Origin of the sequence: Rhizobium sp. GCM10022189, from assembly GCF_042656325.1 — a bacterium.
GTDB lineage: Bacteria > Pseudomonadota > Alphaproteobacteria > Rhizobiales > Rhizobiaceae > Rhizobium.
In genome coordinates this window covers 416,754-443,093 of the sequence record NZ_JBHSOR010000039.1, presented here as the reverse complement: position 1 = coordinate 443,093, position 26,340 = coordinate 416,754, and the positions used below count along the sequence as shown (strand labels likewise).

General features: G+C 61.0%; 25 protein-coding genes. 10 read left to right on the top strand and 15 right to left on the bottom strand.

Annotation, left to right across the window (positions count from 1 at the left end; translation table 11 throughout):
* Positions 1-110: 110 nt before the first annotated feature.
* The 7 genes from ACFPWW_RS17090 to ACFPWW_RS17060 form a co-directional block, all read right to left on the bottom strand.
* Positions 111-1,190 carry an ABC transporter ATP-binding protein gene (locus tag ACFPWW_RS17090; RefSeq protein WP_377312622.1) on the bottom strand — a complete coding sequence of 360 codons (1,080 nt, stop codon included), beginning with the start codon at positions 1,188-1,190 and terminating at the stop codon, positions 111-113.
* Position 1,191: 1 nt separating this feature from the next.
* The gene (locus ACFPWW_RS17085; protein WP_377312621.1) at positions 1,192-3,120 is read right to left on the bottom strand and encodes a glycoside hydrolase family 127 protein; all 1,929 of its coding nucleotides are present in this window, start codon (positions 3,118-3,120) and stop codon (positions 1,192-1,194) included.
* A 27-nt stretch (positions 3,121-3,147) separates the two neighbouring features.
* Positions 3,148-4,011 (bottom strand): carbohydrate ABC transporter permease, encoded by an 864-nt coding sequence (locus tag ACFPWW_RS17080; RefSeq protein WP_377312620.1) that lies wholly within the window; start codon positions 4,009-4,011, stop codon positions 3,148-3,150.
* Positions 4,011-4,922 (bottom strand): carbohydrate ABC transporter permease, encoded by a 912-nt coding sequence (locus ACFPWW_RS17075; protein ID WP_112570421.1) that lies wholly within the window; start codon positions 4,920-4,922, stop codon positions 4,011-4,013. The genes ACFPWW_RS17080 and ACFPWW_RS17075 overlap by 1 nt, the downstream gene beginning before the upstream one ends.
* An 82-nt stretch (positions 4,923-5,004) precedes the next feature.
* A complete protein-coding gene (locus tag ACFPWW_RS17070) occupies positions 5,005-6,243 on the bottom strand; it encodes an ABC transporter substrate-binding protein (RefSeq protein ID WP_112570419.1) in 1,239 nt (412 codons plus the stop codon).
* A 40-nt stretch (positions 6,244-6,283) separates the two neighbouring features.
* The gene (locus ACFPWW_RS17065; RefSeq protein ID WP_377312619.1) at positions 6,284-7,357 is read right to left on the bottom strand and encodes a LacI family DNA-binding transcriptional regulator; all 1,074 of its coding nucleotides are present in this window, start codon (positions 7,355-7,357) and stop codon (positions 6,284-6,286) included.
* 134 nt (positions 7,358-7,491) lie between these two features.
* Positions 7,492-7,845, bottom strand: coding sequence for a hypothetical protein (locus ACFPWW_RS17060; RefSeq protein WP_377312618.1), 354 nt, complete (start codon positions 7,843-7,845; stop codon positions 7,492-7,494).
* A gap of 295 nt (positions 7,846-8,140) precedes the next feature.
* On the opposite strand from ACFPWW_RS17060, the gene ACFPWW_RS17055 reads away from it, so the two are divergent.
* Positions 8,141-9,112, top strand: coding sequence for an alpha/beta fold hydrolase (locus ACFPWW_RS17055; protein WP_377312617.1), 972 nt, complete (start codon positions 8,141-8,143; stop codon positions 9,110-9,112).
* Between the two features lie 57 nt (positions 9,113-9,169).
* On the opposite strand, the gene ACFPWW_RS17050 is transcribed toward ACFPWW_RS17055, so the two are convergent.
* Complete coding sequence (locus tag ACFPWW_RS17050; protein WP_113497255.1) at positions 9,170-10,066, bottom strand: LysR family transcriptional regulator; 897 nt, start codon at positions 10,064-10,066, stop codon at positions 9,170-9,172.
* A 69-nt stretch (positions 10,067-10,135) separates the two neighbouring features.
* Positions 10,136-10,474, bottom strand: a complete 339-nt coding sequence (locus tag ACFPWW_RS17045) for a hypothetical protein (RefSeq protein WP_377312615.1) — start codon at positions 10,472-10,474, stop codon at positions 10,136-10,138.
* Between the two features lie 315 nt (positions 10,475-10,789).
* Between ACFPWW_RS17045 and ACFPWW_RS17040 the strand changes: the two genes are divergently transcribed.
* Positions 10,790-11,893 (top strand): NADH:flavin oxidoreductase/NADH oxidase, encoded by a 1,104-nt coding sequence (locus tag ACFPWW_RS17040; protein WP_112703424.1) that lies wholly within the window; start codon positions 10,790-10,792, stop codon positions 11,891-11,893.
* Between the two features lie 33 nt (positions 11,894-11,926).
* Here ACFPWW_RS17040 and ACFPWW_RS17035 read toward each other — a convergent pair whose 3' ends face one another.
* Positions 11,927-12,916 carry an aminoglycoside phosphotransferase family protein gene (locus ACFPWW_RS17035; protein ID WP_112755260.1) on the bottom strand — a complete coding sequence of 330 codons (990 nt, stop codon included), beginning with the start codon at positions 12,914-12,916 and terminating at the stop codon, positions 11,927-11,929.
* A 312-nt stretch (positions 12,917-13,228) separates the two neighbouring features.
* On the opposite strand from ACFPWW_RS17035, the gene msrA reads away from it, so the two are divergent.
* Positions 13,229-13,741 carry a peptide-methionine (S)-S-oxide reductase MsrA gene (gene msrA, locus ACFPWW_RS17030; RefSeq protein WP_112570406.1) on the top strand — a complete coding sequence of 171 codons (513 nt, stop codon included), beginning with the start codon at positions 13,229-13,231 and terminating at the stop codon, positions 13,739-13,741.
* 115 nt (positions 13,742-13,856) lie between these two features.
* Here msrA and ACFPWW_RS17025 read toward each other — a convergent pair whose 3' ends face one another.
* Complete coding sequence (locus tag ACFPWW_RS17025; protein WP_112755262.1) at positions 13,857-14,738, bottom strand: MBL fold metallo-hydrolase; 882 nt, start codon at positions 14,736-14,738, stop codon at positions 13,857-13,859.
* A gap of 267 nt (positions 14,739-15,005) precedes the next feature.
* On the opposite strand from ACFPWW_RS17025, the gene ACFPWW_RS17020 reads away from it, so the two are divergent.
* The 7 genes from ACFPWW_RS17020 to pepT all read left to right on the top strand — a co-directional run bounded on the left by ACFPWW_RS17020 (position 15,006) and on the right by pepT (position 22,492).
* A complete protein-coding gene (locus ACFPWW_RS17020) occupies positions 15,006-15,728 on the top strand; it encodes a FadR/GntR family transcriptional regulator (protein ID WP_112570402.1) in 723 nt (240 codons plus the stop codon).
* Complete coding sequence (locus tag ACFPWW_RS17015) at positions 15,725-16,891, top strand: PLP-dependent transferase (RefSeq protein WP_112755264.1); 1,167 nt, start codon at positions 15,725-15,727, stop codon at positions 16,889-16,891. The genes ACFPWW_RS17020 and ACFPWW_RS17015 overlap by 4 nt, the downstream gene beginning before the upstream one ends.
* Before the next feature lie 36 nt (positions 16,892-16,927).
* Positions 16,928-18,187, top strand: a complete 1,260-nt coding sequence (locus ACFPWW_RS17010) for an ABC transporter substrate-binding protein (protein WP_112570398.1) — start codon at positions 16,928-16,930, stop codon at positions 18,185-18,187.
* 93 nt (positions 18,188-18,280) lie between these two features.
* A complete protein-coding gene (locus ACFPWW_RS17005; RefSeq protein ID WP_112570396.1) occupies positions 18,281-19,216 on the top strand; it encodes a carbohydrate ABC transporter permease in 936 nt (311 codons plus the stop codon).
* Positions 19,217-19,219: 3 nt separating this feature from the next.
* Positions 19,220-20,050 (top strand): carbohydrate ABC transporter permease, encoded by an 831-nt coding sequence (locus ACFPWW_RS17000; protein ID WP_112570394.1) that lies wholly within the window; start codon positions 19,220-19,222, stop codon positions 20,048-20,050.
* 4 nt (positions 20,051-20,054) lie between these two features.
* Positions 20,055-21,113 carry an ABC transporter ATP-binding protein gene (locus tag ACFPWW_RS16995; protein ID WP_112570392.1) on the top strand — a complete coding sequence of 353 codons (1,059 nt, stop codon included), beginning with the start codon at positions 20,055-20,057 and terminating at the stop codon, positions 21,111-21,113.
* 146 nt (positions 21,114-21,259) lie between these two features.
* Positions 21,260-22,492 carry a peptidase T gene (gene pepT / locus ACFPWW_RS16990; RefSeq protein WP_112570387.1) on the top strand — a complete coding sequence of 411 codons (1,233 nt, stop codon included), beginning with the start codon at positions 21,260-21,262 and terminating at the stop codon, positions 22,490-22,492.
* A 90-nt stretch (positions 22,493-22,582) separates the two neighbouring features.
* Here the strand turns inward: pepT and ACFPWW_RS16985 are convergent, their stop codons facing one another.
* The 4 genes from ACFPWW_RS16985 to cysT form a co-directional block, all read right to left on the bottom strand.
* Positions 22,583-23,392: a cell wall hydrolase gene (locus ACFPWW_RS16985; RefSeq protein ID WP_112753982.1), complete on the bottom strand. Its 810-nt coding sequence runs from the start codon at positions 23,390-23,392 to the stop codon at positions 22,583-22,585.
* Between the two features lie 159 nt (positions 23,393-23,551).
* A complete protein-coding gene (locus ACFPWW_RS16980) occupies positions 23,552-24,592 on the bottom strand; it encodes a sulfate/molybdate ABC transporter ATP-binding protein (RefSeq protein ID WP_112753980.1) in 1,041 nt (346 codons plus the stop codon).
* A 10-nt stretch (positions 24,593-24,602) separates the two neighbouring features.
* Positions 24,603-25,490, bottom strand: a complete 888-nt coding sequence (gene cysW, locus ACFPWW_RS16975) for a sulfate ABC transporter permease subunit CysW (RefSeq protein ID WP_112755269.1) — start codon at positions 25,488-25,490, stop codon at positions 24,603-24,605.
* Positions 25,480-26,337 (bottom strand): sulfate ABC transporter permease subunit CysT, encoded by an 858-nt coding sequence (cysT, locus tag ACFPWW_RS16970; RefSeq protein ID WP_112570379.1) that lies wholly within the window; start codon positions 26,335-26,337, stop codon positions 25,480-25,482. Before cysT ends, cysW begins: the two co-directional genes overlap by 11 nt.
* Positions 26,338-26,340 lie beyond the last annotated feature (3 nt).

Here is a 26,340-nt window from a genome sequence, read left to right as displayed (position 1 = left end):
TCCTCCAGCGAAAGACCCGTTCCCATCGACCGGCATCTGTCGCCTCGAAACCTGTTTGGGCATCGGGGACCGGTTCGAGCGAACGGGGCGCAGCCTACAGCTGCCCGTGTTTATTTGTCGAGCCGCATGCCATCGGCATCGAACACATGCAGATGGGCGGGATCGCTGCTGAAGGCGAGCTGGCTGCCGGTCTCGATATCGGAGGATCCCCTATATTCGACGGTCAGGGGCTGACCGTCACTAAGCTGGCAATAGAGAAATTGGGTGCCGCCGAGATATTCGTCGAAATCGACCCTCGCCAGCAGCGCCTCATCCTGCGGTCCGGCGACGATAGCAAGATGTTCCGGCCGCGCGCCGAGGGTGATCTTCTGGCCCGGTGTCAGGCCGGCACCGCCGATCGGAGAGCGAATGCGGTTGCCGGCCACCAGAATGCTGCCGTCGCCTGCCCAGCTTGCCTCCAGAAGGTTCATGCGGGGTGAACCGATGAAACCGGCGACGAAGACATTGTTGGGTCGCTCATAGATCTCGCGCGGTGTCCCCGCCTGTTCGATCCGCCCGTCACGCAGCACGACGATCTTGTCGGCAAGCGTCATGGCTTCGGTCTGGTCGTGCGTGACATAGATCATCGTATTGCCGAGCTCACGGTGGAGCCTGGCAATTTCGATGCGCATCGAGACACGCAGTTCCGCATCGAGATTGGACAGCGGTTCGTCGAAGAGGAAGACCTCCGGCTTGCGCACGATCGCGCGGCCGATCGCCACGCGCTGCCGCTGCCCGCCCGAGAGCTGTCCCGGCCGGCGGTCGAGCAAGTGGTCGATCTTCAGGATGGCCGAGGCCGCCTTGACGCGGGCCTCGATCTCCGAGGCCTGCGTCCTTGCCATTTTCAGGCCGAAGGCGAGGTTGTCGCGCACGCTCATATGCGGATAAAGCGCGTAGGACTGGAAGACCATGGCGATGCCGCGATCGGAAGGATCGAGATCGGTGACATTGCGGCCCTTGATCTCGATTTCCCCGTCCGTGACATCTTCCAGCCCGGCAATCATGCGCAGGAGCGTCGATTTTCCGCATCCCGAGGGGCCGACGAAAACGACGAAGGATCCCTCCGTTATGGTGAGGTCGATGCCATGGATGACCTGCAGATTGCCGAAACTCTTGCGAATTTCGGTCAGCACAACGCCCGTATCCGCCATGTTATTCACCGCACGCCTCGCCGGCTCTCACCCAGACGAGCATCTCGCCCGGCTCGCGATTGTCCCAGAAAGGATAGGGCACGAAGCGCGCGCTTGCCTGCTTTGTCGCCGGCGGAGAGGTGCGGTAGAGCGCCGAACCCCAATCGGCCGTGTCGCGGTTGACGGGAAGCTCGAGGGCGACTGCACCGCGGAGGCCGGACATTTCCGACGTTTTCGCCTGGGACACATCGCCCGACAGCGAAATGCCGTTCAGTCCGGCGCCGTTATCGGTCTCCTCGATGCAATAGACCATCGGGCCACGCATCAGCGCGGTGCGGCCGGCATCCTGGCGGACCAGCGGATTGGCGAAGAGCTTGCGGGCCGTCAGCGGGATCGACAGATCGACCCTGTCGCCGCTCTTCCAGTCGCGTTCGATGCGGGCATAACCATCGGCCAGCACCGATGGCAGATCGAGCCTCTCGCCGTTGACGGAGAGCGCAGCACCGTCGGCCCATTCCGGAATGCGCAGCGACAGCGCGAAGTGAGCGGGGCGGTCGAGCGCAAGGTCGAAACGGATAGCGCCATCCCAGGGGTAACGGGTCTGCTGTGAAAGCTCGACCTTGGCGCCGGCAAGATCGAAGCGCGCCTTGCTTTCTCCGTAGAGGTGGACGGCAATCTCGTCCTCGGCGATCGCATACATGTAGGAGCCGACGGAGGCGAGCAGGCGGGCGATGTTCGGCGGGCAGCAGGGGCAATGGTGCCAGATCCAGCGATGGTGCTTGCCGGCGCTCTCCAGCGGGTTCTCGTAGAAGAAGCGCGTGCCGTCGAGCGAAAGCCCGGCCATGGCGCCGTTATAGAGCGCCTGTTCCATGATATCCGCATAGCGCCGGTTCGGGCCGCGGCCGAGCATGCGGTTCGCCCAGAAGACGAGGCCGACCGAGGCGCAGGTTTCGGCATAGGCGCTTTCGTTCGGCAGGTCGTAATAGTCGGTAAAACCCTCGTTGGCGGCGGCCGGGCCGATGCCGCCGGTGATGTACATCTGCTTGGTCGTCAGGTCGTCCCAGAGCGTTTCGAGGGCTGCCGTCAGCGTGTCGTCGTTATATTCCGTGGCAATATCGGCCATGCCGGCATAAAGGTACATGGCGCGCACCGCGTGACCGACCACCTTCTTCTGCTCGCGCACCGCCACATGCGCCTGGCCGTATTCATAGGTCTTCTGGTGAAAATCGGCCGCGCTGCGGCCGTCGCGTATGGCCTCTTCGGTGAAGAAATGCGGCTCGGTGCCGCGCTCGTCGATGAAGAATTTGGAGAGGTCGAGATATTTCTTCTCGCCGGTCACACGCGCCAGCTTGACGAGCGCCAGTTCAATCTCCTCATGGCCGCAATAGCCGGGGATCTGGCCAGGGCCATGGCCGAAGACGGTGATCAGGTAATCGGCGTAACGGCACATGATGTCGAGCAGTTTCCGCTTGCCGGTCGCCTGGTAATAGGCAACGGCGCCCTCGATCAGGTGGCCGGCGCAATAGAGTTCGTGATGGTCACGCAGGTTCGTCCAGCGCCGTCCCGGCTGCACGCGCTGGAACCAGGCGTTGAGATAGCCGTCCTCGTCCTGCAGTTTCTCATACATGTCGATGATCTGATCGACGCGTGCCTCAAGCTTCGGATTGGGCCGGCGGTAGAGCGAATAGGCCACGGTCTCGATCGATTTGCCGAGGTCGCTGTCCCAGAACATCTGCGTCGACCCGCCCCAGGGACCGATCGGGATGACCACGCCGGGGCTCGGCTGGGTGACGTCGATCGCCTGCAGCATGCCGGCCTCGACGCAGCGGTCGAGCAGCGTTTCGGCGGTGGAATCGCAGATTGTATCCTGGCGATCGCCAAACAGACCGTGCAGCTCGACGCTCGGCACGGGCAGGGGACGGAACTGGCGGTCTCTCTTCAGCTTGTTCATGGCTTCATCCATTTCGTTGAAAGGTCGTTATTTCACCGCGCCGGCCATCAGCCCGCGTATGTAGTAGCGTTGCAGGAGCAGGAAGACGATCAGGCAGGGGATCGTCATGACGATGACGCCGGCCTGGACCGCGCCCCAGTTGATGGCGCCGAGGCGACCGGCGCGCACCGCCGTCATGAGAACGGGAAGCGTGTATTTCTCGTTGCTGGAGAGCAGCACGAGGGCGGCCAGGAACTCGTTCCAGGCATTGAGGAAGGCAAAGATCGCGACCGTTGCAATGCCTGGCAGCACCAGCGGCAGCAGCACACGGATCAACAGCTTAAGGTCCCGTGCGCCATCGATGCGCGCCGCCTCTTCGATCTCCTTCGGCACGGCGTCGAAGGCGTTGCGCATCATGAAGACGGAGAAGGGCAGCTGCAGCGTGACATAAACGAGGGTGAGGCCGAGCAGGGAATTGTTGAGTCCGAGCCTCGCCAGGATGATGAAGAGCGGCGTCAGGATCGATTGGAACGGGATCATCAGCGTTGCGATGATCAGCACGAAGAGCGCGTTCTTCATGGGAAAGCGGTAGCGCGAGAAGCCGTAGCCGGCGAGCAGGCTCACCGTGACCGTCAGCAGCACGGTTGCCAGCGAAACGAAGAGCGAGTTGATCATGTGCTGCCAGATGCCGGCGCCGAACGTATCGAGCAGCGCATAGGCGTCGAAGCTGACCCCGGTCGTCGGCCATGGCGGCAGCGGCGGCAGGCTGGCCTCCGTACCGTGCCGGAAAGAGGCGAGCAGTGTGATGATGAAAGGCGCCAGGAAGAAGATCGAGATCGCGATCCCGGCGACATGATAGGCCGATTGCGACCTGAAACGCTTGCGAGCGCGACGCTGCCTGGAGGAGACCATCAACGTTCCTCCCCGACACGCAGCAGCCAGAGCTGGACGATGGAGATCGCCACCAGGATTGCCAGAAGCACGATCGAAAGGGCGGATCCGTAGCCCAGATTGAAGGACACGAAGGACTGGTTGAAGATATAGTAGACGACCGAGATCATCTTGTTCTGCGGCCCCCCGGAGGTCATGATGTAGAACTGGTCGAAGGCGAGGATCGAGCCCGTGACCGAAACGATCAGCGCCAGCGCAATCGTCTTGCGCATCAGCGGCAGCGTCAGGTGCCGGAAGCGCTGCCAGCGGCCGGCGCCATCGATGCGGGCGGCCTCCGTCAGTTCGGACGGAATGGCCTGCAGGCCGGTCAGCAGAATGATCATCGTGAAACCGGCGATCTTCCAGACGACCATCACGATGATCGTCGCGAAGGCGGTATCGAAGCTCGCCATGATATTGGGGCTGCGCTCGACGAGGCCGAGGGCGCGAAGGGCCGGGCCGAAGAAGCCGCTATCGACATTGGCAAGCCAGACCCAGAGCAGCGATGCCGTTGCGAGGCCGACCACGACGGGCAGGAAGATGATCGTCCGGTAGGTGCTGACGAAGCGGCGTTCCTTCTCGACGAAGATCGCCAGGGGGAAGGCGACCGCAAAGATCGCGATTGTCACGATGACGGTGTAGTAGGCGGTGAAGTTCAGGGCCGCCATGAAGCGGCTGTCGTTCCACATGCGGATATAATTGGCAAAGCCGATCCAGCGCGCCGCACCCATCAGCGGCCAGTTGTGCAGGCTCATCCAGCCTGTGAAGAGAACAGGCATCACGAAGAAGACGATGACGAGCGCCATGGCCGGCGCGATATAAAGAAAGCCGCGCCATTGCGACCTCCGCCGTTTTCGGGCAGCGCGCGTACGCTGTGGACCGGAACCGGTCATCGAAACCTCCGCATCTTAAAAAAGCTCAGTCTGTGGATCGGCCGGGGAACAGCCACCGTCCCCCGGCCCACGGCCGGGAGAGTTATTGGCCGCTGTCGATGATGGACTGCATCTCGGACTGAGCGTTCGAGAAGGCGCCATCGACGTCATCGCCGAAGATTGCGGCGTTGGTGAAGGTTGCCCAGGGGCCGTTGGCGCTGTTGATCAAGTCGTTGAACTGCAGCGTGTAAGGTGTCTTGGCAATCGAGATTGCCTTGAGGCCCACTTGCATGCGCGGATCGAGGCCGGCAAGGACCTGGTCGGCAATGTCGCCGCGCGTCGGCAGGCTGCCATATTTCGCCATGACCTTCTGGCCGTCCATCGAATAGATATATTCGAGGAATTCCTTGACGGCATCGATCTTCTTCGTGCCCTTGGTGATGACGAAATTATCGCCGCCGGCAAAGGAGGAAGCCTTGCCGTCGACGCTCGGGATCAGCGTCACGCCGAAATTGATATCGGGATATTGCGTAACCAGCGTGCCGATGGCGAAGGCGCCGAGGCTCTGCTGGCCGATCTTGCCGTTGGTGAAGGTCAGGAAGTTCGTGCCGTTATCGCTTGCCGCACTTGCGGGGACGAGATCCTTCTTGACCATGTCGCGATAGTAGCCGACGGCCTTGCGCATCTGCGGCGTATCGAGCGTCGCCGTCTTGCTGTCTTCGGAGAGAATGTCGGCGCCGGCGCCCCAGACAAGCGGGGTGAAGGTGAAGATCATGCAGCCGCCGCAGCCGCCGCCGGAGAAATAGAAGCCGTAAGTATCGTCCCCGAGCTTGCGGATCTTCTCCGCATTGGCTTCGATTTCCTCCCAGGTCGTGGGCGCCTTGTCCGGGTCGAGACCGGCCTTCTTGTAAAGGTCCTTGTTCCAGGCAAAGACAGAGGTTTCGACAGACAGCGGCAGACCGTAGATCTTGCCCTCGTAGGTGCCGAGTTTGACATGCGACGGCGACAGCGAATTGAAATAGGGCAGGCTCTTGGCCCAGTCGGTCAGATCTTCCAGCTGGCCGGCGGCGGCGAAGGCCGGGTTATAGATCAGGTCCATCGACAGGGCGTCAGGCGCCTGGCCGCCGGCAATTGCGGTCGCGTATTTCTGCACCAGTTCGCTGAAGGGCACTTCGGTTGCGACGACCTGGTTCTCATGGCTTGCATTGTAGGACTCGACGACCTTCTTGAAGGCGTCGCCGATTCCGGACCGGACCCACATTTCGATCTTCTCGGCAGCCGAGGCCGTCGAGACCAGGCAGAGTGTGGCAAGGCTCGTTGCCACCAATAGACGCTTCATCATGGCTCTCCTCCCAAGTTGGCGCGTCTCCTTCGCGCCGTTGCTATATTCCGAGGGTGTCACCCCCGCACGATTGCCGCACGACGAGACGGCATGGCAGTTTCCTGATGCCGGGCTCCACCGAGCGTCCCTCCGCAAGCGCCAGAACCGTCAATCCGGCCTGCCGCCCCAGTTCCTTCAATTCCATGTCCACCGTTGTCAGCGGCGGCCGGGTCTGGGCGGCGACGATCTCCCAATTGTCGAATCCCACCACCGAAACATCCTGCGGCACCCGGACGCCGCGCTCGCGCAGCGCGTCGATGACACCGCGTGCAATCTGGTCGTTGCCGCAGAAGATGCCGTCGGGCCTCTCGCCGCCGCTCCACAATTTCGCCACCGCCTCGTGGCCCCAGCTTTCGGACCAGACCCCGAAAAGCACCTGCTGCTGCCCGCCCGCCACCTTGCGATAGGCATTGGCGCGCTCGCGCACCGAGAAGAAACTCTCCGGCCCCGTGACATGCACAAGGCGTTTGCGTCCAAGCTTTGCCAACCACTCGACGGCAAGCTGCGCACCCTGCGCATCGTCGGAGCGGAAGGTTACGCTTCCCGGCGCCCCCTCCGTGAAGGCGTAGACGACGGGTACGTTCAGGTTCGACAGATCGAGCGGCAACCGTCGGTCCAGACGCTTTCCTGTCGCGATAATGCCGTCAACCTGTTTGTCGAGCATCGCCTCGACATGAATCTGCGCCAGCGCCGGGTCCTCTTCGATGGCGCACAGAAAGACCGAAACACCGTGGTCGACGAGAGCATCGGATATGCCCGCCATGACCGGCAGCGTGAAGCGGCCATAAGTATCGTTGGTCAGAAGTCCGATCGTGAAACTGCGTTTGCTGAGCAGACCCCTTGCCAGTGCGTTCGGCCGATATCCGATCTCTGCCGCGATGCGCTTGACCCGCTCTCGCGTCTCCAGCCCCATCCGGCCCGTGTCGTTCAGCGCTTTCGATGCAGTCGAGATGCTGATGCCGGCCGCTGCCGCGACATCGTGGATGGTGATCCTGCCTCTTTTTCCTCCCGTCGTGTCCAGTCGCTCCTCCCTAGAACTTGCGGTGAGAAAAGCTTTTCCCAGAAAAATTGTCAAGTGAGAAAAGGTTTTCTCACATGTAAAAGACTTTGGCCGGGAGCAATCGGAAGGGCAATTGCGGCAATAATGATGAGCCGGCTTTCGACCGAAGGCGGGGCGCGGGGAGCCTGTCAGCGTGCGATCGCAATCACTTACAGATATCCGGTGTGCTCGCCGAACGGTACATCCTCATCTAGGTTGCCGGTACCGATGCGGTCGCTTTCGCCGGAGAGGCGTTCCTCATCCCGGCTGGTCTCGTCCGGGTGCGACTGCGTGGAATGATGGTCGAGATGCCGATCGGCGGCAGGATCCTCGTTGCCGTCGGTGCGCTCTTCGTCGCCGGCATTGGCGTGATGCCCGCCTTTTCCCTCTCTGCCGGCGGTGATTTCCGCCTGCCGCCCGGCGACCCAGGCATTGTCCGGCTCGGAGCCGATGGACGTACTATGGTTTATGTGCGTCGCCGAGGAAGCCGTGGCCGGTGAGGTGGGGGCAATCTTTTCGACCATTTAAATCCCCTGATCTGGCATCGGGGTGGGTGGGCTCCGATGCCGCTATGCATATAACACATCATGACCGAGTGGAACTGCACGACAGTCCGGGACTGATAGGGCGGATCGTGTTGTCGTCTGCGTGTCGACCCCGGATTTGGATAACGTCGTGGCCTGGGTCTTGGGAACAATTATTCCAGTAATCGGAATAATAACTTCCGCATTCTGTCGATTAACGGATTCCGGTGAGTAGCTATTGTTGGCGGCGGGCCAGCAAGGATTGTTGGCGGATTTCGTTAAAAGGAGAATTGAGATGAACCGACTGATCCTTTCCCTGATGCTGGCAACCGCCAGCTTCGCTCCTATTTCTCACGCAGTTGCCGCCCCTGCCAAGCAGGCTGCCGTCGTCCGGCAAGCACCGGTAACGGTCCACTATCGCACGACCGAGATCGACGGCGTGAACATGTTCTACCGCGAGGCCGGGCCGGCCGACGGCCCGGTCGTCCTGCTCCTGCACGGCTTTCCGACATCCTCGCACATGTTCCGCAATCTCATTCCGCTGCTTGCCGATCGCTATCACGTGATCGCCCCCGACTATCCCGGTTTCGGCCAGAGCGACGCACCCGATCACACCAAGTTCGCCTATACGTTCGGCCATTATGCCGACATGGTCGATACGCTCATGACGCAACTCGGCGCCAAGTCGTATGCCATGTATGTGATGGATTACGGCGCCCCGGTCGGCTACCGACTGGCTCTCAAGCATCCGGAACGGGTAAGCGGGCTGATCGTCCAGAACGGCAACGCCTATGAAGAGGGCCTGCGCGAATTCTGGGATCCGATCAAGGCTTACTGGGCTGACGGCTCCAGCAAAAAGCGCGAGGCGCTGTCGAATCTCGTGGTCCTCGAGACGACCAAGTTTCAGTATACGGATGGCGTCAAGGATCTCACCCGCATCAGCCCCGACAATTGGGTCCACGATCAGGCGCTGCTCGACCGGCCGGGAAACAAGGATATCCAGCTCGATCTCTTCCACGACTACGGCACCAATGTTCCGCTCTACCCGCAGTTTCAGGCCTTCTTCCGTGAACGCAAGCCGCCGACGCTGATCGTCTGGGGCAAGAACGACAAGATTTTCCCGGAGGAAGGCGCGCATCCTTATCTGCGTGATCTGCCGGATGCCGAAATGCATATCCTCGATACCGGCCATTTCGCCCTGGAAGACAAACTGGACGAGATGGCGCCACTCATTCACGACTTCCTCGACCGCAAGGTCGCGAAGTAACAACCGCCTGTATGAAAGACCCGCGTATTCGCTGATGAATACGCGGGTCTTTCGCTTCTAGTTGAAGTGCCTGTTGGACCTCAGCCTTGCTACGGCAAAGTCGATGAAACTCCGCACCTTTGCCGAAACATGGCGTCCTTCCGGATGAACGACATGGATCGGCAAGGCTTCCTCTTCATAGTCGGACAGGATCGTGCGCAGCTCACCAGCCTCAAGCTGCGGCGCAATCTGATAGGACAGGACGCGCGTCAAACCCCAGCCGCCAGCCGCCGCCGCAATCGCGGCCTCATTGGTGCTGCAGAAGAGACGGGGGGTGACGCGGATGGTCGACTTCTTCTGCACCCCGAAACGCCATTCAAGCGACGTCCACGCGCTGGTTGAAGCGACAATGCGATGGTCCGACAGATCGTCGGGGGTCATCGGCACGCCATGCTTCTCGAAATAGGAAGGGGATCCGCAGATGACGCGTCTCACCTTGCCGACGCGTGTCGCGGTAAGTCCGGAATCGGGCAGATGGCCGATGCGGATCGCAACGTCGATGCCTTCGTCAACCATGTTTACGACCCGATCGACGAACAGGCCACGACCGGTCACATCGGGATGGAGATCCAGATATTCGCTCATCAGCGGCAGGACGAACATCGTGCCGAACATGGCCGAGGTCGTGACGGTGAGCGTGCCAGTCGGTTTGCCGTAGGCGCCGGCTGCGGCAGCTTCCGCCTCCGAGAGGTCGGCGAGAAGCCTCTGGCAATCTGCAAGATAGCGGGCACCGGCTTCCGTCAGTTTGACGGACCGGGTCGTGCGCGTCAGTAGGCGTGCGCCGATAACGTCCTCCAGCGCGGACACGATGCGCGTCACTGCCGGAGGGCTCATGTGGAGTTGTCGCCCTGCCTCTGCAAAGCTCTCGGCCTCCGCGACCTTCACGAAAACCCTCATTGCCTGCCATCGGTCCATGCGGTTCACGTCGTCCAGAAAAGCTCAAGTCAAAGACAGAGGTTTAAACGCTTCTGTTCCGATCGCAATCTATCGGTCCGATCGGACCAAGCCGCTGAATGGCGGTCTTTCGTTCGCCGGCGACAGTTCCGGTCTCGTGACCAGGGCGCGCAGTTGCGAAGCTATGTCGGGAATGCCGAAAGCTGCAAGTCGCCGCCTGGCGGTCGCGCCCGCTTCTTCGTCACCCACGTCGATCGCCAGCGCGAATTTGACGGCGATGTCGGCAAACAGGTCGAAACTGCCTCCGCGTTTTGCTGCATCGATTTCCGCACCGCTGAGCGCCATGTGTTTCGCCTCGATCTCGAGGGATCGAAGAGCGGCGAAATCGCGTCTCGAAACGGCAAGTGCAAGCTCGATCTGGATGCGCATGAGCGGGGTCACGAGGTCTTTGCGCATATCATTTTCCGAGGCTGCCAATAGCATCGTCTCTTCCGCACTGTTTCGAGCCCGCGGGACACTCCCCCGACACGATATAGCCGGCCGCAACGCGACTGAACCGACGTTCTGCTAAAGGCTTTGTTGCATGTGACGCAACAATCGGACGAAGCTGTATCGCGGGGCCTTTTCGCAATAGGGACCCACACCAAAGAACAGTTCCTGACGGCGGGAAGCTCTGCTAACCGTCGTAAAGATCCGACAGAGTGCTATAAGCCGAGACAACCGAATTCCGCTTGGAGGAACGCCATGTCCCAACCCGTCCTGTTTTCTCCCTTCGCCGTGCACAATCTCGAACTCGCCAACCGTATCGTGATTGCGCCCATGTGCCAGTATTCGGCCGTCGACGGCTGCATGACGGATTGGCATTTGATCCATCTCGGGCAGCTGGCGCTTTCCGGCGCGGCACTCCTGACCATCGAGGCGACCGCCGTCGTTCCAGAGGGACGCATCACCTTTGCCGATGTCGGCCTCTATGATGACGCTTCCGAAGCCGCAATGGCCCGCACGCTCGAGAGCATCAGGAAGTGGTCGGACATGCCGATTGCCGTGCAACTGGCGCATGCCGGCCGCAAGGCTTCGACAGAGGTTCCCTGGAGAGGCGGCGGCCAGTTTCCGCCGACCGATCCGAACGGATGGCAGACCGAAGCGCCTTCCGCCATCGCCTTCAACCCGAACTACGTGCCGCCGACCGCACTTGACCGGGATGGCATGAAGCGCGTGCGTGATGCCTTTGCCGCTGCCGCGCAGCGGGCGGCCAGGATCGGCATCGACGCCGTTCAGATCCACGGTGCCCATGGCTATCTGTTGCACCAGTTCCTGTCGCCCTTGTCTAACCGGCGCACCGACGAATATGGCGGTTCGCTGGAAAACCGCGCCCGGTTCCCGCTGGAAGTTCTCGAAGCTGTAAGGGATGCCTTTCCCTCCGACCGGCCGGTGACGATGCGCGTTTCCGCCACCGACTGGGTCGAAGGCGGTCTGGAGATTTCAGAGAGTGTCGAATTTGCCGGGATGCTCGAGGAAAGGGGCTGCAGTGCCATCCACGTCTCGAGCGGCGGCCTGCATCCCTCTCAGGCGATCCCGGTCAGCCCGAGCTACCAGGTGCCGCTCGCCCGCGCGATCAAGAGCGCCGTCAAAATGCCGGTCATTGCCGTTGGCCTGATTACCGAACCGACGCAGGCAGAGGCTATCGTTGCAACCGGTGATGCGGACCTGATCGCGCTTGCCCGCGCCATCCTTTACGATCCGCGCTGGCCGTGGCACGCCGCCGCCGAGCTCGGCGGACAGGTGAAAGCGGCCAATCAGTATCTCCGCTGCCAGCCGACACAATTCAAGACGTTGTTTGCCAGGTAAGGCGAGGCCCGCCCGCGTTGACTGCACGGACTGTCATGCCTCATCGTAACAACGGCCAGGCCGCGTTGTCATCTTGCGAATATCCCGTATAAGCTCGCCAGGGCCGTTGTCGCTCTTCGAATCGAGACCGAGCTTCGTCAGCCAGCACCACATGCTGAGCCGGTGGAAAAGCGTATACAGCCAAAGAGCCCGTTCGATATCGGGATGATCGGTTGGACCATAGCCTTGAAGAATGGAGCGATAGCTGCGCGGATCTTCGTGTGCGGAGCAGAAGAGCGCCTTGGCAAGATCGAAGAACCTGTCCGCTGCCCGCGCATTGCCGAAATCGATAAGTCCGCTGAGCCGAAGTCTGCCCGTGCCGTCGCGAAGGGCAAGCACGTTACCCTGGTGAAAGTCGTCATGACAGAGCACGGCACCGCTGCTTTCCCGCAAAAGGTCGAAACTTCCTTCCGCCAGCAGTTGGAGATGGCGCCCGAGATCGGCATCGCCGCCGAAGTCGCGGAACCGCCGGAACACATCTTCGAACGCTGAAGTGATATATTCCGTATTCGTGGATTTTGGTCTGTCGATCCCTTGGCCAACTATATAGCCATAGGCCGGCATCGGCATCTCATGAATACTTCTCAGCAGCTCGCCCATCTGTTGATAGGCTTCTTCAATATCGGGTGCGACCATCCAGTCGCGCAAGGAGCGGCCGGGCAGCAAAGGCAGCAGGGCGTAGCGCAACGGCAGGAGGGTTCGCGACTGGTCGATCTCTAGCCAGTTTGGCGCAAGTTGTGTCAGCTGTGAGAACCAGCCTGCCACAAGTTTCTCCTTCGCCGGTCCCCATTCGGGTTCGTCAGGATAAATCTTGAGCACCAGCGATTCGCGGCCTGTGTTGGCAAGATCGATCCTGTAGACCTCCGTGCTGCCACCGTGCAGGCGGGCAAAACCACTCGCGACGAAGCCGGGATTGAGGTCTTGGATGATCTGCTGAACGGTTTCGCTATCAAGCTCTAGGGTCGTCCGTCTTACCGGCGCCATGTCAAAAGCCTTTTTTGCGCGACGCCGCAGCCACTCTTGAGGAGCCGCGCCAGAATCTGCGAACAGGACGCCTTCCGGGGAGCTGGGTCACGGAGACTTAGCTCAGAGTGATTTGATCTATCTCGCCAGTCAAGCTCGCTCGGTGAAGCTCGAACCTTGAGGGGGCGAACTGTTGGAGGTTGGAATATGTCCCGGGAGGATGCCGATACCGCTGTTGCGGACTGGCGATCATTGGGCCGAGTACCCATATACGCGTCAGCGAAGCGCACCTGACGATTCACGTCCATCTCGCGCATCAGGAAAGGACATTCTATGACGACAGAACGTGCGGTACTTGCTGGCGGCTGCTTCTGGGGAATGCAGGACCTTATTCGACGGTTTCCCGGCGTCGTTTCCACGCGCGTCGGCTATACGGGCGGCGAAGTTCGCAACGCCACCTATCGTAATCACGGCAGCCATGCCGAAGCGATCGAAATCATCTTCGATCCGCAAAAGACGAGCTATCGCGACATCCTGGAATTCTTCTTCCAGATTCACGATCCGACCACGGTCAATCGCCAGGGCAATGACATTGGCACCAGCTATCGATCGGCGATCTTCTATGTCGATGAAAATCAGCGGCAGACGGCCGAGGATACGATCGCCGATGTAAATGCCTCCGGCCTCTGGCCGGGCAAGGTGGTGACGGAAGTCGTTCCCGTCAGCGATTTCTGGGAAGCCGAGCCGGAACATCAGGATTATCTCGAACGCATCCCGAACGGCTATACCTGCCATTTCGCACGTCCGGGCTGGAAGCTGCCGAAGCGGCAGTCGAACGTCGCTTAAGCCTGCTACCTGTCAGGCATATTCACCGGATTTGATCGGCGGCGGCCCCTTGGGCCGCCGTTTCGATTTGAGATCACGTGGCCTGCTTCGGCGTTTGCCTTGCAAAGCCCATTGCTCACTTACCGGCCGCAAGTGTCGGATCCCACTTGAAGTGGTCGCCGTCCGACTGGATATGGCCGACCCCTGGGAAGGGGAAGTGAGGGGCAAAGATGAGTTCCTGCGACTGTGCAAGGGTCGTCAGCGTCCCGATCCGGTTCTTTTCACCAGTCGGCGCGTCGGTGTCGAAGCCAATTGGCCAGTCCGGCTTGGCCAAAGAGACAATAGAGCTGTGTGCCGTGTCGCCGATATCGAGCATCTTCTCGTCCCCCGAGGCAATCTGATAGCCGACATGGCCGGGCGTATGGCCCGGCAATTCCACCGAAGTGATGCCAGGGACCACCTCGGCACCCGGCTCGAACGTCTTCACATGGCCCTCGACCGTCTTGACGACATCGGCAAGCTTGTCGTTCTTCCTGGCGAATTCCCACTCGGCGGCTGACAGGCGTATGGTCGCGTTCGGAAAGGCCAGTTTGCCATCCTTTACCAGTCCCCCGACATGGTCGGGATGCGAATGGGTGATCAGCACGTCTGTGACGTCGGCGGATTTGTAGTCGGCCTGCGAGAGGCTTTGCTGCAGCGCGCCGCCGACGCCGGTGTCGATCAGCACCAGTCGCTCCGGCATCTTGACGAGCAGCGCATCGACGCTGAGCGTCACGGTGTCCGTCGGTGCGCCGGCGCCTTTGAGGACTTCGGCCGTTTCTTCCGGACTGTGACCGACCCCGAAGACCTTGCCGTCGTTCGGCAGGACGAACTGGGCGTCATGCAAGGCCACGAGATCGAAGGATCCCAATTTGAAGGCTTTGGCATCGGGCTGTTGCGCCGGCATCTGCGCGAAGGCTGCACCGGCCAGCATGGTCGCGCCCGCGACTATGGCAAGGGACGCTCTGTGGATGGACATGATGGCGATCCTTTCAATGGGTCTTGGTGGTGAAAGCGGTGATGTCCATTCATAGGGCTCCTGCCTTCCAAGGTCATCTCAAACTATCGTCAGCATTGACGGTCCGGAGGAATTCGGTGCGGCGTCCCGTTGTGTCGCGGATGCTCAGGCGAAAGGGAATTGCCTTTTCCACACACGACCGCCTTGACGGCGCCGGCCCTTTGAGAAATGCTAAGATGTCAGACCAATTTTGAAGGTCGGCTGCCTTGGAAAAGAATTTGGGGAACCATGAAGGCAAATGACAGCGACAGGCCGGTGATCCGGCCGCTTCCGGCGATCGACCGCGCCCGGCAGGTGACGGACGCTCTGGCGCATTATGTCGAGGATGCCCGGCTTCAGGCGGGTGATCGGCTACCGGCCGAACGCGAGTTGATGGCCGCCCTTGCCGTCGGGCGCTCCACCATTCGCGAGGCAATCCGGCATTTTCAGGCGCTCGGCGTAATCGAGACGCGCAAGGGCAGCGGGACTTATCTGCTGAAACCGGTTTCTCGCGACACGATCCATGTGCCGCTTTCCTTCGAGACGCCGCATCTGCGCGATGTGCTGCTGCAGACGCTGGAGGTGCGCCGCGGCATCGAATGCGAGGCCGGCATGGTGGCTGCGCGGCGGCGCACGGCGGAAGATCTCATCGTCATCGAGGAAAAGCTTGACGAGATGGAACGGGTGCATCTTTCAAAGGGAGCATCCGGCCCGGAAGATCTGGCCTTCCATCTGGCTGTCTACGATGCCACGCACAATCCGCTGTTCCGGCAGCTTCTCGAGCAGATGCGCGAGACCTTCGAGCGGTTCTGGACGCATCCTTTCGACCGGCAGGATTTTGCCCGCCGGTCCTTTCCCTTCCACCGCACCCTTTTCAACGCCATCGCCGCCCAGGATACCGAAGCGGCGCGGCGTGAGACATTGAAAATCCTCGACGTGGTCGAGGAAGACATCAAGGAAATGTCCCGATGACTGACGGCCTCGAACCGTTCGACCTCGCCTCGCTGATCACCGCCCATGACGAAGGCAACTTCGCCGAAGCGGTCGTTCCGCCGATCTTCCAGACCTCGCTTTTCACGTTTTCCGACTATGACGACATGATCGCCTCCTATCGCGGCGAAAAGGTGCGGCCGATCTATACGCGCGGCCTCAACCCGACCGTGCGCATGTTCGAGGAAATGCTGGCAAAGCTCGAAGGTGCCGAGGATGCGCTGGGTTTTGCAAGCGGCATGGCGGCGATCTCGTCTGCCGTCTTGAGCTTCGTGGAGCCGGGCGACCGCATCGTCGCCGTCAAGCATGTCTATCCGGATGCCTTCCGCCTGTTCGGTACCATCCTGAAGCGCATGAAGGTCGACGTGACCTATGTCGATGGCCGCGACGAGGAGGCTGTCGCCAAGGCGCTGCCGGGTGCGAAGGTCTTCTACATGGAGAGCCCGACGAGCTGGGTGATGGAAACCCATGATGTCGGCGCGCTGGCAGCGCTTGCCAGAAAGCACGGCGTCGTCACCATGATCGACAACAGCTGGGCAAGCCCGATCTTCCAGCGGCCGATAACGCTCGGCGTCGACCTCGTCATCCATTCGGCCTCCAAATATCTCGGGGGACATAGTGACGTCGTGGCCGGCATTGTTGCCGGCTCGAAGGAGATGATCGCCCGGATCAAGGCCGAATCCTATCCCTATCTCGGCGGCAAGCTTTCGCCCTTCGATGCCTGGCTGCTGATCCGTGGCTTGCGCACCCTGCCGATCCGCATGAAGGCGCATGAGGCAGCCGCCATGACGATCGCCCAGCGCCTGCAGGCGCTCGACGTGGTCGAGCAGGTCTGCCATCCGGGCCTTGCCAACCGTCTGCCAGCCGGCCTGAACGGCACGTCCGGACTCTTCTCCTTCATATTCCGCGAAGGCATCGATGTCAGAGCCTTCGCCGATCACCTCAAGCTTTTCAAACTGGGTGTAAGCTGGGGTGGACATGAAAGCCTGATCGTACCGGGCGAAGTGGTGCTGCAGCAGAAAGCGCAGCCGAATTCCGCGCAGGCCTTCGGCATCAGCCCGCGATCTGTGCGCCTCCATATCGGCCTCGAAGGAACCGAGGCCCTGTGGAGGGATATCGAGGAAGCGATCGCGGTCGCTTCATAACCAAACCTCACAAACAACGACGGAGGGGAACCGAAAATGAAAAAGCTCATTCTTTCAACGCTCTTTGCCACGATGATGGCAGGCACGGCTTTTGCGGACACGACGCTGAAGCTCGTCGAAGTCATCACCAGCCCGGAGCGCACCGAGACGCTGAAATCGATTGTCGGCAAGTTCGAGGCCGCCAATCCCGGCACGAAGGTCGACATCATCTCGCTGCCCTGGAACGAAGCCTTCCAGAAGTTTGCGACCATGGTTTCGGCCGGCGACGTGCCTGATGTGATGGAAATGCCGGATACCTGGCTGTCGCTCTACGCCAATAACGGCATGCTCGAAAGCCTCGAGCCCTATCTTGCAAAGTGGGAACACACCAAGGAGCTGACGCCGCGCGCCCTCGACCTCGGCCGTGACGTCAACAACACGGCCTATATGCTGCCCTACGGCTTCTATCTGCGCGCCATGTTCTACAACAAGAAGCTGCTTGCGGAAGCCGGCGTCAAGGAACCGCCGAAGACGATGGAGGATTTCACCAAGGCCTCCGAAGCCGTGTCCAAGCTGCCGGGCAAATACGGCTACTGCATGCGCGGCGGTCCGGGCGGTCTGAACGGCTGGATGATCTTTGCCGCCTCCATGGCCGGCGACAACACATACTTCAAGGAAGACGGCACCTCGACCATGAACAGCGAAGGCTGGGCAAAGGGTATCGAGTGGATGGTGGACCTCTACAAGAAGGGCTATGCGCCGAAGGACAGCGTCAACTGGGGCTTCAACGAAGTCGTCGCCGGCTTCTATTCCGGCACTTGCGCCTTCCTCGACCAGGATCCGGACGCGCTGATCGCGATCGCCGAGCGCATGAACAAGGACGATTTCGGCGTCATTCCGCTGCCGAAGGGCCCGGCCGGCAAGTCCTATCCGACCATCGGCTATGGCGGCTGGTCGATGTTCACGACGAGCCAGAACAAGGATCTCTCCTGGAAGCTGATCGCTACTCTTGAGGGGCCGGAAGGCAATATCGAGTGGAACAAGAAGATCGGCGCGCTGCCGGCCTACACGGCTGCGGAAAAGGATCCGTTCTACGCCGGTGATCAGTTCAAGGGCTGGTTCGAGGAACTGGCCGACAAGGACACCGTTCCGACGGTCATGCCGACCTATCTCGAGGAATTCGCCTTCTTCAAGGATTCTCTGGCGATCAAGACCTCGCAGCAGGCGCTGCTCGGTGACATTTCCGCCAAGGATCTCGCCGACCAGTGGGCCGACTATCTCACCAAGGCCCAGCAGAAGTTCCTGGCAAAGAAGTAGGGCCGACACCGCAAACGGCGGCGGAGACTTTCCGCCGCCGCTCATGCAACGACAGACGGCGCGCCGAAGCGCTGCAAGGGGAATTATCGGGTAATGACCATCACCGCCGAAACGCTTCAGATGCGCCACGACCGCCGGCCATGGCTGCGTCGTCTGGCCGAGGCTTCCGAGCCCTATCTCTATAGCGCGCCTTCGCTGATCCTGATCATTGCGGTCATGCTGGTGCCGCTTGTCGTCGGCGTCTCCTATGCCTTCCGCGACATCCAGCTTCTCAACCCCTTCTCCGGCGGATTCGTCGGCATCGAGCACTTCCGCGCGCTTTCCCAGGACAAGGCCTTTTACGGCGCGCTTCGCAATACGCTCTGGTGGACCGGTGCTTCTGTCATCCTGCAATTCATCTTCGGCCTCATCCTGGCTCTGCTGCTCGACAAGCCGTTCTGGGGCAGGGGTGTCATCCAGGCGCTGGTCTTCCTGCCCTGGGCCGTACCGTCCTTCCTTGCGGGCCTCAACTGGGCCTGGCTTTTCAACCCGGTCATCGGGCCGATCCCGCACTGGCTCTTTGCACTGGGATTGATGAGCGAACCGGGCAATATTCTTTCCGATCCGCAATATGCGATGTGGGGGCCGATCATCGCCAATGTCTGGTGGGGCATTCCCTTCTTCGCCATCACGCTGCTTGCTGCGCTGCAGGCGATCCCGCGCGATCTCTATGAAGCGGCGTCCATCGACGGCGCCGGCTGGTTCCAGCGCTTCTGGTCGATTACCTTGCCGTTCCTGGCGCCGACCATCGCCATAACCGTGATGCTGCGCACGGTCTGGATCTCGAATTTCGCCGATCTCATCGTCGTCATGACCGGCGGCGGGCCGGCGGACAGGACGCAGATCGTCGCCAGCTACATTTTCACCCAGGCCTTCAAGCGGCTGGACTTCGGCTATGCCTCGGCGATCGCGCTGGTGCTGCTGGTCCTGCTTCTGGCCTATTCCATGCTGATTATCCTGCTGCGGCAGAGCCTGCTTGCAAAGGATTGAGCCATGAGACGCTCCATTCTCCCCGTTGTCGCGCACCGTCTGGCGATCCTCGCCTACGTCGTTTTCGCACTCTTCCCGCTCTTCTGGCTTCTGAAAGTCTCGGTCACGCCGAACGACCTGCTCTACACGGAGGGTGTGCGCATGTGGCCGTCGCGCACCACATGGGAACATTACAGCTTCGTGCTGGAACACAGCGCCTTCCCGACCTTCTTCAAGAACAGCCTGATCGTCTCGGCTTCGACGGCGGTCACGGTGACGATCTGCGCCTCGCTGTCCGGTTATGCGCTGTCGCGTTTCACCTTCCGGGCGAAATACTGGATCGTGGCGCTGATGCTGCTGACCCAGATGTTTCCGCTCGTCATGCTGGTGGCTCCGATCTTCAAGATCCTGTCGCCGCTGCACCTGACGAACAGCCTGACCGGTCTCGTCATCGTCTACACCGCCTTCAACGTGCCCTTCGCGACCTTCCTGATGCAGTCCTTCTTCGACGGTATCCCGAAGGATCTCGAAGAGGCGGCGATGATCGACGGCGCCACCCAGTTCATGGCTTTCCGCCAGATCATCCTGCCGTTGACGCTGCCGGGTATCGCGGCGACCCTCGGCTTCGTCTTCACCGCGGCATGGAGCGAGCTGCTCTTCGCGCTGATGCTGATCAACGGCAATGATGCGGCGACCTTCCCGGTCGGCCTTCTTACTTTCGTTTCGAAATTCTCCGTGGATTTCGGGCAGATGATGGCGGCGGGCGTCATGGCGCTCATTCCAGCCGGCCTCTTCTTCCTCCTCATCCAGCGTTATCTCGTCCAGGGCCTGACGGCCGGCGCGGTCAAGGGTTAGTCACATGGCATCGATCGACATCAAGAATATCCAGAAATCCTACGGTCATTTCCCGGTGCTGCACGGCGTCGATCTGGAGATCAAGGACGGCGAATTCGTCGTTCTCGTCGGCCCCTCCGGCTGCGGCAAGTCCACCCTGCTGCGCATGATCGCGGGCCTCGAGGACGTGACCGGCGGCGAGATCCGCATTGCCGGCAACCGTGTCAACGAGCTGCATCCGAAGGATCGCGACATCGCCATGGTGTTCCAGTCCTATGCGCTCTATCCGCACATGAATGTCGCCGGCAACATGAGCTACAGCCTCAAGCTCAGGAAGACGGCCAAGGAGAAGATCGCGAGCGCCGTTGCGGGTGCTGCCGCCAAGCTTGGCCTCGATCCCCTGCTCGAACGCCGGCCGAAGGCATTGTCCGGTGGCCAGCGCCAGCGCGTGGCCATGGGCCGCGCCATCGTGCGCCAGCCGAAGGCCTTCCTCTTCGACGAGCCGCTGTCGAACCTCGACGCAAGGCTGCGCGAACAGATGCGCGCCGAAATCAAGAAGCTGCATGGCGACCTCAAGGCGACCTCGATCTACGTGACCCACGACCAGATCGAGGCGATGACGCTGGCGGACCGCATCGTCGCCATGCATGGCGGGGTCGTGCAGCAGGTCGGCAGCCCCCTGGAGCTCTACGACCGCCCCGCCAACCTTTTCGTCGCGGGCTTCATCGGTTCTCCGGGCATGAACTTCCTGGAGGCGAGCTATGAGACGGGCGGCGTGAAGCTGAAGGACGGCACGATCGTGCCGCTCGACAAATCGCTCTCCTTGTCGAACGGCGAAAAACTCACGCTCGGTATCCGGCCGGAGCATGTCGTCATGACGGACAACGGAGCCGGGATCGCCGCCGATGTCGAGCTCGTCGAGCCGACCGGCTTCGGCATCATCCTGCATCTTTCGCTGCACGGCCTTCCGTTCAAGATATTCACGCTCGATCGCGAGGCCCTGAGTGCCGGGCCGAAGGTCAAGGTTGCCTTCCCCGCCAAGCATCTGCATGTCTTCAACGGCGAGGGCAATCGCGTCGACTGAACGCAGCAAGGCGATAGAGCATCGCCGTCGCTGCCGACATATTGCCTTCCTCGTGGATGTCCGTCTGCCTGGAGTTGAAAAGAGCTTTCATCACAGGACCTTCGGTGGCTATATGATCGGACGATGATCATGCTGGACTGGACAATATGACAAACGCCGTTATCGACCGCTTTCTCCGCTATGTCGTTATCGATACGCAATCCGATCCTGCCTCGTCCACGCAGCCGACCACCGAAAAGCAGAAGGATCTCGGCCGGGTCCTGGTTGCGGAACTCCTGGAGATCGGCCTTTCGGATGCGCATCTGGATGAGCATGGTTACGTCTATGCGACCATCCCGGCCAATACCGACAAGAAGGTGCCGGTCATCTGTTTTTGCTCGCATATGGACACGGCGCCTGATTTCACCGGCAAGAACGTCAAGCCGCAGATGGTAAGAAACTATGCCGGCGGAGATATCCAGCTGCCGGGCGATCCGAGCCGGGTGATCCGTGTTTCCGAACATCCGGAACTCAAGAACCAGATCGGCAACGACATCGTCACGACGGACGGAACGACGCTGCTCGGCGCCGACGACAAGGCCGGCCTGGCCGAAATCATGGCCGCAGCGCAGATCCTCGTCGATAATCCGCAGATCAAGCACGGAGTGATCAAGATCCTCTTCACCCCTGATGAAGAGGTTGGCCGCGGCGTCAACAAGGTCGACCTGAAGAAGCTCGGCGCGGATTTCGCCTATACGATGGATGGCGAAACCGCCGGTCATATCGAGGACGAGACCTTCTCGGCTGATAGTGTCGATATCGTTATCGCCGGCGTGGCGATTCATCCGGGTTTTGCCAAGGACCGGATGGAAAACGCCATCAAGATCGCCGGCGCGATCATCGACCGGTTGCCGAAAGAGATCGCCCCGGAAACGACTGAGGGCAAACAGGGCTTCATCCATCCGACGGGTGTGGCGGGTTCCATGGAAAAGGCTGCGATCAGCCTCATCATTCGCGATTTTACCGACGAGGGCCTGACCGAAAAGGAAGCCATGCTCGAAGCGATCGTCAAGGATGTGATGAAATCCTATCCGGGATCGACCTACCGTTTCGACGTGAAAGAACAGTACCGCAACATGAAGGTGGTGCTCGACCGTCATCCCGAAATCGTCGAAAATGCCGTCGAGGCGGTGCGCCGGGCGGGCATGACGCCGGTGCGCGGCAGCATTCGAGGCGGCACTGACGGCTCCCGTCTTTCCTTCATGGGCCTGCCGTGCCCCAACATTTTTGCCGGCGGCCACGCTTTCCACTCCCCGCTCGAATGGATCAGCCGTCAGGATATGGAAAAGGCTGTCAGCACGATCGTGGAGCTTGCGAAAGTCTGGGAAGAGCGCGCCTGAAGCGTCTCGCCATCCTTTCAGATCCGCCTGCCACGCCTTGGCTTCGCGTTTTTGCGATGACGCGCTTTCGCGCTCTTTGATCTTCCCGGGTCAGCCGCCGTTTGCCGGAATGCTCGGTCGCAGCATCACGCTGTCATAAGCAGGGCGCGGCGTCGGGATGGCGATGGGCGTGCCGGGTTCGGGCACGATCGCGGTCGCCGCTGCCGGCATCGGCAAGGGGCTGATGCTTGCCGTCGGTGTTGGGTCGGGAGACGGGAGCGGTACGGGAACGTCCGAGGGAATCAGCACCTCGAACTGCGGCGGGAGCATGCTCTCGCCGGGTATGTAGTTCATTGCAACTTCGTAGGAGGGCAATGGCGGCGGCGTTTCGAGCGTGCCGTCCTCGTCGCGCTTCTCGTAGAAGGCGTTGCCGCCGGCGACCGTCACGTAGTGCATGTTGTTGTAGGGAAATTTCAATCCTGCCGTGTGGAAGAACATCGCGTCTCCGACTGCCGGATGGCGTTCGCCGCTCAGGATAGCATCGGCTGCGGTCGTCAGCTCCGGTTCTGCCTGGGGCTTGACCTCGCGCGTCATGACGCCGGGCGCGAATTGTTTCCTCTGGGCTACGACGCCGCAGATGGAGTCGGCATAGGCGCCGGAGGTCAGCCGGTTCATGACGACGCTGCCGACGGCCATGTACCCGGCCTCATCCGAAGGCCGCGATTCGAAATACATGGCCCGCTTCAGGCAGTCGCGATCCTTGGTGGTGTAATTGAATGTGACCTTTGCCGGTTGAACCTGTTTCGGTTTGGTTTTGACCGACGCAGTTGCCGGTTTCGGTGTCGTCGTGCAGCTCGCGGCTGCCAGTCCTACGAACAAAATCCCAACCAGGGATTTTCCAAAGGAAATCTCCGCCCTCAACGCCAGGTGCCTCCTATTGGATTAGTCCAGCCCTTTTCGATCCAAGCGAAAACGTTTTACCCGGCATGTGACAAAAATACAAACAACCGGAGATCACAAAAATAACAAAGGGTTCCCGCCGGAAATACGATTCTGGCGGGAACCGTTGTTGCGGCAATATCAATGCCGGAAAAGCTTCCAGCGCGTCGGCTTGAAGGCAACGCGCGAGCGATCGAGCCTGTCGGCCTCGCTCGGCGGAAGCTCGATCTCGATATGCGGGCGGTCCTTGCCGATGTCGAGTTCGATATGGCGGGTGCCCGCGACGCGCCGGCTGGAGACCGGCTGGCCGGCAATGCAGTTCTCGGCCGATTCGCAGAGCCGGACGTCGTGCGGGCGGAAATAGAGCTGTGCCGCTCCATCTGCCTCACCTTCGGCGTTGAGACCCAGTGAGCGGCCTTCGAAGCGGATATCGCCGCCGGCGATTTCCACCTGCAGGCAGTTGGACTGGCCGACGAAGCCGAAGACGAAAGGCGAGTTGGGGCTGTCGTAGACCTGGTCCGGCGTGCCGACCTGTTCGATTGCGCCCTGGCTCATGACGACGACACGGTCGGCAAGCTCCATTGCCTCGTCCTGATCGTGGGTGACGAAGACGGTTGTATGGCCGGTGCGATCGTGGATTTCGCGCAGCCATTTGCGCAGGTCCTTGCGCACCTGCGCATCGAGCGCGCCGAACGGTTCATCGAGCAGCAGCACGTTCGGCTCGACCGCCATGGCGCGCGCCAGCGCCACGCGCTGGCGCTGGCCGCCGGAAAGCTGTGCCGGATAGCGTCTTTCGAGGCCGGAAAGCTGCACGAGATCGAGCAGTTCCAGCGCCCGCTTGCGGATCTCCGCCTTCGGCGGACGGCGCGACGCATTGCGCACCTTCAGGCCGAAGGAGACGTTGTCGAGCACCGTCATATGCCGGAAAAGCGCATAATGCTGGAACACGAAGCCGATATTGCGCTGCTGGACCGTCTTTCTCGACGCATCTTCCTCGCCGAAGAAGATCTGGCCTTCGGTCGGGCTTTCAAGGCCGGCGATGAGGCGCAGCAGCGTGGTCTTGCCGGAGCCCGACGGGCCGAGCAGTGCGATCAGTTCTCCGGAGCGGATGCTAAGCGAGACATCGTGCAGGGCCGGAAAGCGATCGAATTCCTTGCGTAGGTTTTGGACGCGTACTTCCATTCTATTTCCTTCAGTGCCGCCGGCTGGCGGCGATTTCCGCGCTGTAGCGCATTTCCAGCAGCGTCTTCAAAACAAGGGTGACAAGCGCAAGCAGGGCCAGAAGCGAAGCGACCGCAAAGGCCCCGGTGAAATTATACTCGTTATAGAGGATTTCGACCTGCAACGGCATCGTGTTGGTCTGGCCGCGGATGTGGCCGGAGACGACGGATACGGCGCCGAACTCACCCATGGCGCGCGCGTTGCAGAGGAGCACGCCGTAGAGCAGGCCCCATTTGATGTTGGGCAGCGTGACGTGCCAGAAGGCCTGCCAGCCGCTCGCGCCGAGCGAAAGGGCAGCCTCTTCGTCCTGTGTCCCCTGTTCCTGCATGAGCGGGATGAGTTCGCGCGCCACAAAGGGAAAGGTGACGAACATCGTCGCCAGGATCAGCCCCGGCGCCGCAAACAGGATCTTGATGTCGTTGGCGCTCAGCCACTGGCCAAGCCAGGTATTGGCGCCGAAGAGCAGCACGAAGACGAGGCCCGAGATAACAGGCGAGACCGAGAAGGGCAGGTCGATCAGTGTCGTCAGAAACGCCTTGCCCTTGAATTCGAATTTGGCGATCGCCCAGGCAGCGGCGATGCCGAAGACAAGGTTCAAAGGTACGCTGATGCCCGCCACGATCAGCGTCAGGCGGATTGCCGAAAAGGTCTCGGCATCCTGAAGGGCTGTCAGGAAGGAGCCGGCTCCCTTGCGGAAGGCCTCGACGAAGACGGCTGTCAGCGGCAAGAGCAGGATCAGCAGCAGGAAGACGAGCGAGATGACCACGAGTGTGATGCGGGCGATCCTGCTTTCGGTGACGGCCGAGTGGACCTTGCGAGGCTCGGCGGCAGAAGCGCTTGCGAAACGATCAGACGCCATAACCGTACCTCCGTCTGCTCCAGCTCTGGATAAGGTTGATGACGAGCAGCATCGTGAAAGAGATGATCAGCATGATCGCGGCAATGCCCGTCGCTGCCGCGTAGTTGAACTCTTCGAGCTTGATGACGATCAAGAGCGGCGCGATCTCCGATTTGAACGGCAGGTTGCCGGCGATGAAGATGACCGAGCCGTATTCGCCGACGGCGCGGGCGAAGGCGAGCGCGAAGCCCGTGAGCACGGCCGGGGCAAGGCCCGGCAGCAGCACGCGGGTGATCGTCTGGAAACGGTTGGCGCCAAGCGTGGCGGCAGCCTCTTCGACTTCCTTGTCGATCTCTTCCATGACCGGCTGCACCGTTCGCACGATGAAGGGCAGGCCGACGAAGATAAGGGCGACGACGATACCGGCCGGCGTGAAGGCGATCTTGATGCCGAGCGGCGTCAGGAACTGTCCTACCCAGCCGTTCGGCGCGTAGAGGGTTGTCAGCGCAATGCCGGCGACGGCCGTCGGCAAGGCGAAGGGCAGGTCCACCATGGCGTCGATGATGCGCTTGCCGGGAAACCGGTAACGCACCAGCACCCAGGCAAGGACGACGCCGAAGACGGCGTTGAGACAGGCAGCGATGAAGGCGCATCCGAAGCTGATGCGCAGTGCGCTCAGCGTTCGCTGGTCGAACGCAATGCCGAAGAACTTTTCCCAGCCGAGTGTGCTCGACCGCCAGGCAAGGCCCGACAGCGGGATAAGGACGATGAGGGTCAGCCAGATCAAGGTAAGGCCGAGCGCCAGTCCGAAACCCGGAATGACGCTCGGCCGCTTGAACCGCCACCGTGTGGGGTTATGTGCGCTCATAAG